Annotated in this window: 1 protein-coding gene; it reads right to left on the reverse strand. The window is 54.6% G+C overall.

Annotated elements, in window-relative coordinates; genetic code table 11:
- Nucleotide 1: 1 nt before the first annotated feature.
- Complete coding sequence (locus ABG80_RS23905) at nt 2-124, reverse strand: hypothetical protein (RefSeq protein WP_268760913.1); 123 nt, start codon at nt 122-124, stop codon at nt 2-4.
- Between the last annotated feature and the right edge of the window lie 149 nt (nt 125-273).

A 273-nucleotide genomic window follows, 5' to 3' on the forward strand; every position in this document is an offset into this window, starting at 1 on the left:
TTCACTTCGTATGACCAAACAGCGCCCACAACACCATCGAGCACAGAGCCGCGACCACGTTGCCGGCGTTTCCATAGCTCGCGCTGGGCTCTATGAAGGTGCTTAAAGCGTTCAGCCAGGTCATCACCGTTCTTCATCGTCAAAGTCACCAAAAAAGGCCTCAGAGCCGTTTTCTCGGCTCGGATGACCTCCCACCTATCCAAGTAGGCTTTCATCGACTTAGCGCCCCGTCTAATGGCACACAGAGGGCAAAGCAGGTGCTTCATGCAGAAG

Origin of the sequence: Aquabacterium parvum, assembly GCF_001447195.1 — a bacterium.
In the GTDB taxonomy this organism is placed as follows: Bacteria; Pseudomonadota; Gammaproteobacteria; order Burkholderiales; family Burkholderiaceae_C; genus Aquabacterium; species Aquabacterium parvum.

Excerpts from the sequence above, each read along its gene's own strand:
- ABG80_RS23905 (WP_268760913.1), bottom strand. The coding sequence starts at position 124 with ATGACCTGGCTGAACGCTTTAAGCACCTTCATAGAGCCCAGCGCGAGC.